At 70.0% G+C, this 12,350-nt stretch carries 13 protein-coding genes; 4 read left to right on the top strand and 9 right to left on the bottom strand.

Features of this window, described 5'->3' with window-relative positions:
* Together ACSFBM_RS31585 and ACSFBM_RS31580 are read left to right on the top strand one after the other, a co-directional pair.
* Entirely contained in the window at window positions 1-810 is an 810-nt protein-coding gene (locus tag ACSFBM_RS31585; protein WP_435487923.1) for a UPF0149 family protein, read from the top strand.
* Between the two features lie 46 nt (window positions 811-856).
* Window positions 857-2,044: an MFS transporter gene (locus ACSFBM_RS31580; RefSeq protein WP_435487999.1), complete on the top strand. Its 1,188-nt coding sequence runs from the start codon at window positions 857-859 to the stop codon at window positions 2,042-2,044.
* On the opposite strand, the gene ACSFBM_RS31575 is transcribed toward ACSFBM_RS31580, so the two are convergent.
* From ACSFBM_RS31575 to ACSFBM_RS31560, 4 genes are read right to left on the bottom strand one after another with little or no spacing between them, the layout of a single operon-like run.
* Window positions 2,034-2,348: a GNAT family N-acetyltransferase gene (locus ACSFBM_RS31575; RefSeq protein ID WP_435439040.1), complete on the bottom strand. Its 315-nt coding sequence runs from the start codon at window positions 2,346-2,348 to the stop codon at window positions 2,034-2,036. The two genes, ACSFBM_RS31580 and ACSFBM_RS31575, sit on opposite strands and share 11 nt — an antisense overlap.
* On the bottom strand, window positions 2,345-2,839 hold the full coding sequence (locus tag ACSFBM_RS31570) for a nuclear transport factor 2 family protein (RefSeq protein ID WP_435439041.1): 495 nt from the start codon (window positions 2,837-2,839) through the stop codon (window positions 2,345-2,347). Before ACSFBM_RS31570 ends, ACSFBM_RS31575 begins: the two co-directional genes overlap by 4 nt.
* Before the next feature lie 28 nt (window positions 2,840-2,867).
* Window positions 2,868-3,422 (bottom strand): CinA family protein, encoded by a 555-nt coding sequence (locus tag ACSFBM_RS31565; protein ID WP_435487922.1) that lies wholly within the window; start codon window positions 3,420-3,422, stop codon window positions 2,868-2,870.
* A gap of 5 nt (window positions 3,423-3,427) precedes the next feature.
* Window positions 3,428-3,955, bottom strand: coding sequence for a phosphatidylglycerophosphatase A family protein (locus ACSFBM_RS31560; protein ID WP_435439043.1), 528 nt, complete (start codon window positions 3,953-3,955; stop codon window positions 3,428-3,430).
* 183 nt (window positions 3,956-4,138) lie between these two features.
* Here ACSFBM_RS31560 and ACSFBM_RS31555 point away from each other — a divergent pair, with 183 nt between their 5' ends.
* Both ACSFBM_RS31555 and ACSFBM_RS31550 read left to right on the top strand, forming a co-directional pair.
* Window positions 4,139-5,587, top strand: coding sequence for an MFS transporter (locus ACSFBM_RS31555; RefSeq protein ID WP_435487921.1), 1,449 nt, complete (start codon window positions 4,139-4,141; stop codon window positions 5,585-5,587).
* A 116-nt stretch (window positions 5,588-5,703) separates the two neighbouring features.
* Window positions 5,704-6,414, top strand: a complete 711-nt coding sequence (locus ACSFBM_RS31550) for a DUF3053 domain-containing protein (RefSeq protein WP_435487920.1) — start codon at window positions 5,704-5,706, stop codon at window positions 6,412-6,414.
* Window positions 6,415-6,449: 35 nt separating this feature from the next.
* Here the strand turns inward: ACSFBM_RS31550 and thiL are convergent, their stop codons facing one another.
* Genes thiL through apaG form a run of 5 tightly spaced genes read right to left on the bottom strand, consistent with a single transcriptional unit; the run spans window position 6,450 to window position 12,323 of the window.
* Window positions 6,450-7,406: a thiamine-phosphate kinase gene (thiL, locus tag ACSFBM_RS31545; protein ID WP_435487919.1), complete on the bottom strand. Its 957-nt coding sequence runs from the start codon at window positions 7,404-7,406 to the stop codon at window positions 6,450-6,452.
* 31 nt (window positions 7,407-7,437) lie between these two features.
* Window positions 7,438-8,646, bottom strand: coding sequence for a YbdK family carboxylate-amine ligase (locus tag ACSFBM_RS31540; RefSeq protein ID WP_435487918.1), 1,209 nt, complete (start codon window positions 8,644-8,646; stop codon window positions 7,438-7,440).
* Window positions 8,643-9,914 (bottom strand): cation:proton antiporter, encoded by a 1,272-nt coding sequence (locus ACSFBM_RS31535; protein WP_435487917.1) that lies wholly within the window; start codon window positions 9,912-9,914, stop codon window positions 8,643-8,645. Before ACSFBM_RS31535 ends, ACSFBM_RS31540 begins: the two co-directional genes overlap by 4 nt.
* On the bottom strand, window positions 9,911-11,884 hold the full coding sequence (locus ACSFBM_RS31530; protein WP_435487916.1) for a site-specific recombinase: 1,974 nt from the start codon (window positions 11,882-11,884) through the stop codon (window positions 9,911-9,913). Before ACSFBM_RS31530 ends, ACSFBM_RS31535 begins: the two co-directional genes overlap by 4 nt.
* A 43-nt stretch (window positions 11,885-11,927) precedes the next feature.
* Window positions 11,928-12,323 carry a Co2+/Mg2+ efflux protein ApaG gene (apaG, locus tag ACSFBM_RS31525; RefSeq protein WP_435439050.1) on the bottom strand — a complete coding sequence of 132 codons (396 nt, stop codon included), beginning with the start codon at window positions 12,321-12,323 and terminating at the stop codon, window positions 11,928-11,930.
* Between the last annotated feature and the right edge of the window lie 27 nt (window positions 12,324-12,350).

Here is a 12,350-nt window from a genome sequence, read left to right as displayed (position 1 = left end):
ATGACGACCATTCCAGCCCCCACTCCGGCTCCTGAAGCCACCCCTGCCGCCCCCGCCACGTCCGACGCCCAGGCGCCGCTCGGGCCCGACGATTTCGACGCCCTCGACCAGGCGCTCGACGCCATGCGCGAGCACGACGAGGAAATTCCCCAGTGGGAGTTCTGCGAAGGCTTCATGGCCGCGCTGATCTGCACCCGCCGCCCGATCCCGCCCGCCGAATACTGGCCCGTGCTGCTGGGCGACGGCTTCTCGTCCGCGCAGCACATGGAGTTCGTCTGGAACTGGAAGCGCCGCTGGGCCGAAATCGTCGAGGGCCTGGACGCTCCCGTCGAAACGCTCGACGACGAGCGCAGCTGGCAGCCCGAGGTGCTCGACACCCGCGGCGCCATCGGCTCGCTGAGCGAGGAAGAGCGTGCCGAAGTGGCCGGCGAGGAAATTCCGTCCTTCGCCCAGGTCTGGGCGCTGGGCTTCATGTACGCGGTGGAAAACTGGCCCGAAGAGTGGGCCGCGCCGCGCGACAAGGAAGCCGCGCAGATGCTCGACGACGCGCTCGACAACATCGTGGCGCTCACCGAGGACGACACCGCCAAGCCCACGCTGTCGATGTACAGCGACGACGCCCCGCCCAGCGTGAGCCAGCAGCGGCTGGACGACTTCGGCGCCGCCATCTGGGCCGTGTACGACCTGCGCCAGCTCTGGAAAAGCCTGGGCCCGAAGGTCGAGACCCTCCGCAAGGAAGCCGAGCCGGGCCGCAACGATCCCTGCCCGTGCGGCAGCGGCAAGAAGTACAAGAAGTGCCACGGTGCCTGACACAGCGGCCGGCAGCGCGCCCCTGACGCCGCGCGCGGCCTGGACGATGGTCCTGGCGCTGTGCGCCGGGGTGGCGCTCAGCCAGGCCTTCCGCACGGTCGGCGCCATCATGGCGAGCCCGCTGCAGACCGACTTTCACCTCTCCGCCCAGGCCCTCGGCATCTTCTCGGGGGCCTTTCACTTTGCGTTCGGCGCCATGCAGCTCTTCATGGGCATCGGCATCGACCTGCACGGCGTGCGGCGCACCGTGCTGGTGGCGTTCCCGATCGCCATCGTCGGCGCGCTGCTGTCGGCGCTGTCGTCCAGCTACCTCGTGCTGGTGGCCGGGCAGGCGCTGATCGGCGTCGGCTGCGCGCCGGCCTTCCTGGTGTGCACCGTGTTCATCGCGCGGCACTTCCCGGCGGCGCGTTTCGCCACCGTGTCGGGCATGGTGCTGGCCATCGGCGGCCTGGGCATGCTGGTCACCGGCACGCCGCTGGCGTGGCTGGTGCAGGCCTATTCGTGGCGGGCGGGCTTCGTGGTGCTGGCCGTGGCCGCGGCGATGGCCTGGCTGGCCATCTGGCACTGGGTGCACGAGCCGGCCTCCGCCACGCCGCGCACCCAGGAGTCGATTCCCGAGGCCATCCGCCAGTTCGGCGCGCTGTTCGCCATGCCGCACACGCTGGGCATCGTGGTGCTCGGCGCCGTGACGTATGCCGCCTTCATCTCGCTGCGCGGCCTGTGGCTCGGCCCGCTGATGATGGAACGCCACGGCTACTCGCTGGTGCAGAGCGGCAACGTGGCGCTGGCGGTGTCGGTGATCTCGCTGTTCGGCGCGCCGCTGTTCGGCCGGCTCGACCGCGACGGCGCCTCGCGCCGCCGCTGGATCGTGATTTGCGCGCTCGGCTACGCGGCCCTCTTCGCGCTCATCGCGGTGCTGCACTCGGCCTGGCTCGACATTGCGGGCATGGTGCTGATCGGCGTGCTCTCGGGCTTCATCGTGTGGCAGTACGCGGACGTGCGCGGCGCCTACCCGGCCACGCTCACCGGCCGCGCGATGGCCGTGTTCACCATGGCCATGTTCCTCGGCGTGGCCCTCATGCAGTGGGTGACCGGCGTGGCCGCCTCGGTGGCGTCGGCGCACGGCGGCGACCCGCTGACCGCCGTGCTGGGCACCATCGCCGCACTGCTGGTGCTGGGCATCGCGGCCTTTGCGTGGCTGCCCGCGCCGAAGGCCGACGCCCTCAGATCTTGAAGGCGCGCTGGATGTCCGGCCGCACCAGGTCGGCGTACTCGCGGTGCTTGCGGATGTACCCCGCGATGAACTGGCACACCGGAATCACGTGCAGCCCCTTGGTGCGGGCCTCGTCGAGCACGTGTTTCGCAATGCCCGAGCCCACGCCCTTGCCTTCGTGCTCCGGCAGCACTTCGGTGTGCGTGAACATGATCGCGTCGGTCAGCAGGTTGTACTCGGCATAGGCGGCGAGCTTGCCCTCGAGCGCGGCTTCGTAGCGGTGCTGGGCTTCGTTGTTCGAAAAGACGAGGTCGGTGGTGCTCATGGCTGGCGTGCAAGGTAGTTGACAAGGTTGGCCGCGGCGGTGGCGCGCACCTTCTTGCGCAGCATCGGGCTCCAGCCCAGCAGCAGGCCCGGCGTACCGAGCGCCTGGCGCGACCAGGTCCAGAACGCGAAGCTGTCGCGGTGCGTGGCGATGAGCCCGTCGGGCGTGAAGGTGAAGCGTGCATCGACGCTGTTGTCCACGATGCGCCCGGTGGCGCTGAAACGGTAGTGCGCGTCCCAATGGGCGCTGCCGGTGGTGTCGTCGGCCTTCACGTCGCGCCAGGTCAGGCGCCACACGTCGGCGCCCTTGGCCTGCGTGGCCGACGCCAGCATGCGCCACATGCCGCCCACCTCGCGCCGCCCGCGCAGCGAGAAGGCCTCGTCGTCGAACACCGCGTCGCTGGCGTAGCACGCCTGCATGGTGGCGGCGTCGAGCTTGGCGAACGCGCTGTAGAAGCGCTCGATGGTCTGGGCATTGGTGGCTGCGGTCATGGGGCCTCTCGGGGTTGCAAAAAAGGGGTCAGCGGCCGAGCAGCTCGACCAGCGTGTGCAGCGCGTGCCGTACCGTGGCCGCGCGCACCGTGGCGCGGTCGCCGTCGAAGCGGCGGCGCTCGGTGCGCACGCTGCCGTCGACCGACCAGCCGAACCACACCGTACCCACCGGCTTGTCGGGGGTGCCGCCGGTCGGGCCGGCCACGCCGGTCACGGCCAGCGCCACGCGCACAGGCACCGAGCGGGCCGAATGCGCGATGGCGCCCGTGGCCATGGCGCGCGCCACCGGCTCGCTGACCGCGCCGTGGGCGGCGATGACCGCCGCATCGACGCCCAACAGTTCGGTCTTGGCTTCGTTCGAGTAGGTGATGAAGCCGCGCTCGAACCACGCGCTCGACCCGGCCAGCTCGGTGCAGGCGGCGCCGATCAACCCGCCGGTGCAGCTCTCTGCGGTGGCCAGCATCCAGCCCTTTTTCTGCAGCAGGTCGGCCAGCGCCACCACGAGCTCGGGCGTGTCGAGGTCGGCGGGTGCCGCAGCGGAAGCCGAAGACATCGGCAACGTCGAGGAAGAAGAGGAATCCATCAGGTTCACCATGCGCGCCACAGCGCAATGACCAGCAGCGTGCAGAACGCCGCCACCAGGTCGTCGAGGATGATGCCGAAGCCCGCATGCCACCAGCGGATCTGCGCCGCGTCGCGCTGCTTGAAGAGCGCGTCGGCCCAGGCCACCGGGCCGGGCTTGGCGGCGTCGAAGTAACGGAACAGCGCGAAGGCGATGGCCTGCGCCAGCAGCCCGGCCGGCGTGACCAGCCAGAGCACGATCCAGAAGGCGACCACTTCGTCCCACACCACGGCGCCGGGGTCGGCCACGTTCATGTCGCGCGCGGTCACGGTGCAGGCCCACCAGCCGACGGGCAGCGACGCCAGGATGATCCAGCCGATGGTGGCGGGCGTGAACCACAGCTGCATCACCGCGAAGGCCGCCCAGGCCCACAGCGTGCCCACCGTGCCCGGCGCGAAGCGCGGCATGCCGGAGCCCAAACCCAGCGCGATGAAGTGCGCGGGGTGCGACAGCAGAAAGCGCAGCGTGGGGCGGCGCATGGAGGGTCGGGGCATGGCGCCGGCGTCGGGTGTCGGTGTGGAAGAAGCGGCTTGCATCAGGGGCAGGAGTGTCGCGCATCTGTGGCGGCTGCTGCGGCGGCATCTGCACGGTGGCTTTTTATTTATCAAAGCAATAGCTTGTTTAATTGGCGCGCGCCGCCTAGTATCCGGGCTTCTTTTCGACCTTCGCATTCCCTCATGTCTTCCTCTTCCGCCGCCTTGCATCCACCTCCCGCCACTGCCGCATGGAGTGAACTTTTCAGCGGCCGCAACGGCTGGCGCGCGCTGGCACTCACCGGCGGCGTCGCACTGCATGCCGTCAACGTGCACATCGTGACCACGGTGCTGCCCTCGGTGGTGCGCGAGATCGGCGGGCTCGACTGGTATGCATGGAGCACCACGCTCTTCGTGGTCGGCTCGATCCTCGGGGCCACGCTGTCGGTGCGGCTGCTCGCGGTGCTCGGGCCGCGCGGCGCCTGCCTGGCCGCGCTGGCGGTGTTCAGCGCCGGCGCGGTGGGCTGCGCGCTCGCGTCGGCCATGCCCTGGCTGCTCGCGGGCCGCACCGTGCAAGGGCTGGGCGGCGGGCTGCTGGCGGCGCTGAGCTACGGGCTCATCCAGCTGGTGTTCGAGCAGCGGCTGTGGCCGCGCGCGGTGGCGCTGGTGTCGGGCATGTGGGGCGTGGCCACGCTGTGCGGGCCGGCCGTGGGCGGGTTGTTCGCGCAGGCCGGGCATTGGCGCTGGGCCTTCTGGTTCCTGCTGCCGGTGGCGGCCGCGCAGGCGGTGCTGGTGCTGGTGCAGCTGCGCCCCTCGGCGGGGGTGACCCACGAGCCGCCGGCCACGCTGCCGCGCGTGCCCGGCGTGCAGATCGGCCTGCTCGCGGCCTCGGTGCTGGTGATCGCGGCCAGCGGCCTGTGGTCCGGCCTGCTGTGGCAGGCCGCCGGCGTGGCGGTGGGCCTGGCCATCGGGTTTGCGGCCACGCGCATCGACAGCCGGGCCACCGTGCGCGTGCTGCCGAGCGGCGCCTATGCGATGAGCGCGCCGCTGGGCGCCATCTACGCGAGCGTGGCGCTGTTGCTGATCGGCACCACCACCGAGATCTTCGTGCCGTACTTCCTGCAACTGCTGCACGGCCACTCGCCGCTCGCGGCGGGCTACCTCACGGCCGCGATGGCGGGCGGCTGGAGCGCAGGCTCGCTGGCGTCGTCGGGCCGCACCGGGGCGGGGGCCGACCGCATGCTGCGCGCCGGCCCGGTGGTCTGCACGCTGGGGCTCGTGGCGCTCGCGCTCTTGCTGCCGGCGCCGGGTCGCTTCGGTGCGGTGTTCGAGACCGTGCTGGTCGCCCTTGCATTGGCGGCCGTGGGGCTCGGCGTGGGCATCGGCTGGCCGCACCTGCTGACGCGCGTGATGTCGCTGGCACCCAAGGGCGAGGAAGGCCTGGCCTCCGCCTCGATCACCACCGTGCAGCTCTACGGCATGGCCGTGGGCGCCGCGGTGGCGGGCCTGGTGGCGAATGCGGCGGGGCTCACCACGCCGGGCGGCACGCACGGTGCGCAGTCGGCCGCGGCCTGGCTGTTCGCGAGCTTCGCGCTCGCCCCCGCTGCGGCGGTCTGGCTTGCATACCGCGCTGTGGGCAGGCGCGGCGGCTGAGGGCCCGGCTGACCTGGCAAGACGCTGCAAGTCGCGGCGCTCGCCTGCATCGATGCCATTCGGCGCTCCCTATAATTTTTTGCTTTCACAACAAACACACGGGAGCGGACTGCCTCATGAGAAACATCGTTCAACGCATGGGAGCCCTGTCGCTCCTCGTGGCCTTCAGCTTCGCGCTGGTGGCCTGCGGCAACAAGGAGGCCGAGCAGCGCAAGGCCTTCACCACCTTCCTGCAGACCCGCGTGCTCGACAAGCCCGGCATTCGCGTGCCGACACCCAGCGCGGACGAGAAGGCTTCGTTCGGCGACTACGCCCAGCACTACGCCGTGATCACCGACTTCAACGAAGGCATGAACAAGTCGGTGGGCCAGCCCATGACGCAGATCATGGCCAAGGGCGGACTGCGTTCCATCGGCGACCTGGTCTCGCGCCGCGACGACATCAAGGCCGCGAAGGACGGCCTGGCCGGCCTGCGCACCGCGCTCGACCAGCAGACCGCCAAGGCCGACGCCGCGCACGCGCAACTCAAGCAGCCCGACGACCTGAAGCAGGTCTACGACAAAGCCTACGACAAGACCGTGACGGTGCCTGCGACCACCTTCAAGGAAGTGTTCCCCGCGCTCGACACCGTGTTCGACAGCGCGCTGGCCATCGGCGGCTACATCGAGCAGAACAAGTCCAAGATCCAGATCTCGGGCAGCACCATCAGCGTGACCGACCCGGTCGTGCAGGCCGAGCTCAACAAGATGCTGCAGCAGCTGAACGGCCAGTCGAGCGCCATCAACGCGGCGCAGCAGAAACTGCAGACGGTGGTGCGCGGCTCCTGAGCGGCGCGGCGCGCAGCAGGTCGATTCGCCCCTTCTCAGATGAAGTGGTCGAACGAGCCGAAGCGCTGTGACACCGGCGCGCCGGCCGCATCCACGATGCGCAGGCCGGCATCGGCCTCGATGCGGCCGATGCGCGTGACGCGGGTGGCGCTGTTCGTGCCGGCCTGCTCGACCGCACCGCGCGCCGAGGGCGGTGCGGTGAAGACCAGCTCGTAGTCGTCGCCGCCCGAAAGCGCGCAGGTGCGCAGGATCTCGGTGCGCAGGCCGGGCGCCTCGGCGGCAACGAGCGCCGCGGCGGCATCGGCGTCGAGCACGGCACCGACCCGGCTGGCCGCGAGGATGTGGCCCAGGTCGCCGATCAGACCGTCGCTCACATCCACCGCCGACGAGGCGATGCCGCGCAGCGCCTGCCCCAGCGCCACGCGCGGCGTGGGTTGCTCCATACGGGCGCGCGCGGCCTCGAAGGCGTCGGCCGACAGCGCCACCGTGCCCCGGAACACCTCGAGCGCCAGCCGCGCATCGCCCAGCGTGCCGCTCACCCAGATGTCGTCGCCCGCGCGCGCGCCCGAGCGCAGCAGCGCCGCGCCGGCCGGCACTTCTCCGAACACCGTGATGCAGATGTTGAGCGGACCGCGCGTGGTGTCGCCGCCCACCAGTTCGCAGCCGTGGGCGTCGGCCAATGCGAACAGGCCGCGCGAGAAGCCTTCGAGCCAGGGCTCGTCCACGCCCGGCAATGCAAGCGCGAGCGTGAAGGCCAGCGGCTTCGCGCCGCAGGCCGCCAGGTCGCTGAGGTTCACCGCCAGCGCCTTGTGGCCCAGCCGCGCGGGCTCGACGGTGGACAGAAAGTGCCGGCCCTCGACCAGCATGTCGGACGACACGGCGAGCTGCATGCCCGCTGCGGGCGCCAGCAGTGCGCAGTCGTCGCCCACGCCGAGCGGAGAGCGCACGGCGGGGCGCTTGAAGTAGCGTGTGATCAGGTCGAATTCACCCATGGGGTGCGAGCATAAGGGCTGGCGCCCGGGCTCAAGCCTGACCGCGAAACCTCAGCGCCGCCTGCCGCACCACTTCCGCCAGCAGTCGCTCCTTGCCCTGCTTTTCCCGCAGCCAGCGCGCATCGTTGCGGTTGGCTTCCACGCTGGTGCGCAGCTCGCCCAGGGCCTGCGTGGCGTTGAGCGCCTCGCTGTGCCATTCGAGCTGGGTCATGGTCATCAGGATGTGGTCGCGCAGCGGCATGTGCTGGCCGGTGGCCGGGTCGACGTACACCGCGTCGAGCCCGAAGCGGCAGGCCTGAAAGCGGTTGTAGGTGTACACGAGGTAGTCGTCCTCGCAGGGCTCGAAAGGCTGCTCCTGCAGGAACCATGCGGCCAGCGACTGCACGTAGCCCGCCAGCGCGGCGGCGCGCTCCACCGTGAGCGGCGTGTCGAACACGCGGATCTCGATGGTGCCGAACTCGGGCTTGGGGCGGATGTCCCAGTAGAAATCTTTCATGCTGCGCACGACGCCGGTGCGGGTCATGCGCTCGAAGTAGGCCTCGAACTCCTTCCAGCTCGTGGTGAAGGGCGCACGGCCCGACAGGGGGAATGCGAACACCGAGTTCAGCCGCGCCGAGTCGAACTGCGTGTCCTGCCCCTGCACGAACGGCGACGAGGCCGACAGCGCGATGAAGTGCGGGATGTAGCGCGACATGCGGTGCAGCATCAGCAGCGCCGAGTCGGCGTCGGGGCAGCCGATGTGCACGTGCTGGCCGAAGATGGTGAACTGCTTGCTCAGGTAGCCGTACAGCTCCGACAGTTCGCGAAAGCGCGGTTTGTCATAGATGCGCCGTTCGTGCCACTGCTGGAACGCATGCGTGCCGCCGCCCACCACCGCGATGTTGAGCTTGTCGGCGTTCTTGATCAGCGCCTCGCGGATGGGCGAGAGCTGCGTGATCACGTCCTGCGCCGAATGGCAGATGTCGGTCGAGATCTCGATCATGCTCGACGTCATCTCGGGCACCACGCTGCCGGGCAGCGGGGTCTGCGCCATCAGGCGCAGCATGTCCTCGGCGTAGGGGGCCAGGTCGTAGTCGTGCGTGTTCACGAGCTGCAGCTCCAGCTCCACGCCGAGCGACAGCGCCTCCGACTTGTTGAAGGGCTCGAGCTTGACGACGCGGCTTGCCGGGTCGGCGGGCAGGGCGGTCGAGCGCACGTCGTCGCTGTCGGGATCGACGGGCGTGTGAAGGGTGGTGCTCATCGCTGCGTGTCCTCGGTGGTGCTGAAGGCCTGGGGCGCCCAGGGCACCGAACTCTCGCCCACCGCGTGGATGGCCACGGTGGCAAGCACCGCGCCCACCACTTCCATCAGCAGGATGGAGGGCAGCGCGACCTGCGTGATCATGGTGCCCAGCAACGGCGAGGCGGTGGCGAAATTGGAGGCGATGAGCAGCGCGATCGACGACAGCGGCGACATCGCGCAGCCGACCCAGAAGGCCTGCTTCCAGCTGGCGCCGCTGCCGGGGTTGGCAATGGCCACGCCCGCGATCTTGGCGACCAGGCGCACGCCGATCACCGCCAGCACCACGCTGGCCACGGGCAGCGTCCAGTCGGCCTGCGCCGCCACGATCGACACCAGCACGAACATCAGCATGGTGAGCAGCGAGGCGGCCGTGCCCAGCTGGCGCTGCCAGGCCCAGGGCTTGGGGTTGAGCGCCTTCAGCAGCACGCCACCGATCAGCGCGGCCAGCGGCGCCGAGCCGCCGATGTGCGCGGTGAGCGCGGCACCCGCCGCAATGATCGCCAGCAGCAGGATGGAAGTGTTCTCGCTCGTCGGGCTCATCACCCGCAGGGCCGAGCGCAGCGCCAACGCCATGATGGCGCCCACCACGAACGACAGGCCCAGCACCACGCCGACCGGGTAGAGCTTTTGCAGCAGCGTCTGCGGCGCGCGCTCGATCAGCCCGGCCTGTGCGTAGCCCAGCGCCAGCGCATACAAGGTGTTGAGCGTGGCCAGCGTCATGGCGCGTTCGGTCACCGGGCCGGCGGCGCGGGTGTCGATGATCACGCGGCTGAGCACCGCGGGCGAGGCGACGATGGCCATCAGCGCAATGGGGTTGGCCACCGGCTCGGGCAGGCCCAGCATCGTCAATATCCAGTAGACGCCGAAGTAGGTCAGCGTGGCTTCCAGCAGGCTCTGCACCAGCACCATCGGGTTGTGGCGGAACCAGCGCAGCGGCAGCCGGCCGCCGGCCTCGAACAGCACCACCGCCACGCCGAGCTCCAGCAGGAACAGGCTCAGGCCCCGCAGCGGCCAGATGGCGCCCTCGAAGCCGGCAAAGCCGACCACCGCGCCCACCAGCGAATAGCCGATGACCTTGGGCAGCCCCAGGTAGCGCTGCACCAGGTGGCCGGAGGCCGCGGCCGCTGCCAGCAGCAGCGACCACAGGATGGTGGGCAGGCCGGCCGAAGGGCGCACCCATTCGGACCAGAAGCCCAGCATGTCGTTGATGAAGCTCGTCAAATTCATGAAGGTAGGAAGAAGCTCACCGGCCGGCTGCGCCAGCGCGCCCAGATCGCGCGGCGGATGCGCGCGCGGTCGGCCAGGCTCACGCTGTGCGCGCGCAGCGCCAGCCGGAAAGCGAAATAGAAACTCACGCTCACATTGAGCGCGCCGATGACCGGAACGGCCGCCACTGCCCACCACAGGGCGGGCTGGTGCAGCACCGCGAGACCCGTGGACGCCGCGGCAGCGGCAATCTGCCCGGCCGACAGTGTCACGTGCCGCACGTCCAGCCCGAGCCCGAAGAAACCCGCGAACGCGGGCAGCAGCCCGAGCATGAGTCCCAGGGAAATGTTGGAGGCGAAGCCTGAGATGTGTGTGCGCATGAAGTCGGCCCAGCGGCGTGCCCGGGCGGCGCCCAGAAAAGCGCCGATGCGGGGGTTGTAACGCATGGCGGAGTCCAGGCGATGCAGGACAAAGGCGTTTTCTGTCCAACCCGCGATGATGCTGGCCGAAAACAGCAGGATGCCGGTGATTGCCGCATAAAGCGCGGTGGGGCCCGCCAGGGACAGCGAATCCAGCGTGGCTGCGGCATGCGCGGCGTCCAGCAGGGGCCGGCCCAGCGCCAGTTGCAGCAGCAACGCCAGGCCCAGCATGGCCGGCACCACCACCAGCACATTGCCCAGCACGGCGGCCACCTGCGAGCGCACGAGGTTGGCGACCTCGTCGACGAAATCGACCACCGCGCCGTCCGACTTGATGTCGCGCAGCCGCGCCGCCAGGGCCGGCGCCGTCATTGCGGGCTGCTTGGTGGCCAGCGTCAGGTGCAGCAGCTGGATCGCGACGAAGCTCGCCGCATACATGAGGCCCGCGGCCAGTCCGCTCCAGAAGGCCGACAGGCCCAGCGCGTAGATGCCGAACTTCAGCAGCACCGTGATGGAGGTGAGCGCGCCGCCGCCCGCGGCCTTCTTCACCATCTGCGCATAGCTGGCGCGGTCGCGGGTGATGTAGTTCTCGCCGGTCTCGGCGCTGCGCTCGGTCACCTTGGCGGCCAGCATCGACGAGTTGGAGGCAATCAGCGCGCGGATGCTGTTGCGCTCGCCGCCCGCCAGCACGAGCCGGCCGACGAGCCGCGCCACGCTGGGCGCGGGCACGGGCGACATCAGGCAGTCGAGCAGCTCGCGGATGCGCAGCACGCGCTCGCGCAGCTGGCGCAGCCGGAACACCAGGCCCACCGAGATGCCGTTGTCTTCCAGGTGCGTGTAGACCGACGAGGCCACCGTGCGGCAGGCGTCGAGCCGGTCGCGAAAGGCGATGAAGGCGCCCTGCAGGGCTTCCTCGTTGCGCGGCTGGGCGAACATCTGCTCGCGCAGCTCGTCCAGGTCGGCCATGAGCGAATGAAAGGGCCGCGTGGCGCCCAGCTCGGCGCTCATGCGCAGGCGCAACTCGGGCGAGAAGCCGGCCGCCACCACCTGGCTGGCGCAGTAGGTGACGGCGTCCATCACCGTGTGGCGCCAGCGCGGCGCGCCGTCGTCGTCGATGGCTGCGTCGGCCAGCAGCATGCCGATGCGCGCAAGCGGTGCCTCGTCGAGCAGCGCGATCCAGCCCGCGTCGAACACACCGGGCAGCACCATGCGAAACAGGTCCGATGCGTCGGTGGTCTCCGGCGTGCCCGGCAATATCTTGCGGCGCAGCCGTTCGGCCAGTTCGCTGGCAAAGGCCGTGCGCGGCGCGAAGCCGTAGTCGGCCAGCAGCGTGGTCAGGTCGACCGACTGCGTGAACACGCGCCACCAGGCGCGCAGGCGCTCGCGCAGCTCCGGGCGCGCCTCGATGGCGTCGAGCAGCAACTGCACGCGGCCCATGGCCGCCTGGGGCGACGCACGGTCGCCACGCAGCCAGTCGAAGAGGTTGATGAGCCAGATGTGGCGCTGCGCCACATCGGCCGTGGGGTCGAGGCCGGCAAGCAGCCCCTGCAAGTCGCGCGAAGCGGCAGCCATGTCGGGGGGCGGGGGAAGGAAAAGAAAGGGAGCGTCGTGGCGCTCAATGCAGGATGCGTGACACCGGGGTGCCGTCGACATCCGCTTCCAGCACGAACATCGGCACCGGCACGTCGAAGCGTTCGCCTTCCTCGGTCACCACCAGGAAGCTGCCATGCATGGTGCCGCTGGGCGCCTGCAGGCGGCAACCGCTCGTGTAACGGAAAGATTCGCCGGGCGCCAGCAACGGCTGCTGGCCGATCACGCCGAGGCCCTTGACCTCTTGCGGATGGCCCGATGCGTCGTTGATGCGCCAGTGGCGGGCAATCAGCTGCGCCGCCACCGAGCCCGTGTTCGTGACGGTGATCGTGTACGAAAACGTGTAGATGTGGTCCTTTGGGGAGGACTGGTCGGCCAGGTAGCGCGGTTCGACCTGGACGCTGAAGGGGCTGTTTGACATGGGGCGCATGGTAACGGAGGCCTTTCG

This window comes from Variovorax pasteuri, from assembly GCF_051216435.1.
Taxonomy (GTDB): domain Bacteria; phylum Pseudomonadota; class Gammaproteobacteria; order Burkholderiales; family Burkholderiaceae_C; genus Variovorax.
The sequence above is the reverse complement of the archived record's forward strand: the minus strand, read 5'-3'. Positions and strand labels throughout refer to the sequence as shown.